We start from the raw sequence: 580 nt of genomic DNA, 5'->3' as shown, positions 1-580 counted from the left end.
ATTGGTAATCGGGGGAGTTACAACACCGGCAGCTTCAATGAGGGTAGTTTCAACAGTGGTGATTTCAATGGTGGTGACACCAACACTGGTTGGTTCAATACCGGCAACCTCAACACGGGTATCGCTAACTCCGGGGATCTCAACACCGGGATCGGTAACTCCGGCAACTTGAACAACGGGATGTTCGTGCGGGGTGATGCTCAGGGCATGACCGGTGTTTCCTACTCGTTCCGTATCGAGCAGATTCCGGTGGACTTCGGCATGCGCATCCCGTTGAACATGACGATTTCCGGGGGCACCTTCGACATCACCACTGTGCCGTACACCATCGGGGCGATCGATCTCAGTTCTCTGAGCACCGTGAACAACGGCTCGACCATCGGTCCCATCCGGGTTCCGTCCATCACGGTCACCGGACCGCGGTTGAATTTCGTCGTCGGCGGCCCGGGATACACATTGTTCGGCGGTGTCACCGGCACTGTCGGGCCGATCGATATTCCGTTGTTCTCGATTCCGGGGGGGCCGGGGTTCGGTAATACCTCGGTGACCCCGTCGTCGGGGTTCTTCAATAGCGGTTCGG

1 pseudogene is annotated in these 580 nt (G+C 57.8%); it reads left to right on the top strand.

The features are described from left to right. Nucleotides 1-580, top strand: a pseudogene (locus ACZYZ9_RS26450) (PPE family protein); the annotation flags it as partial.

Source organism: Mycobacterium sp. IDUB_28, assembly GCF_055419285.1.
The sequence above is the reverse complement of the archived record's forward strand: the minus strand, read 5'-3'. Positions and strand labels throughout refer to the sequence as shown.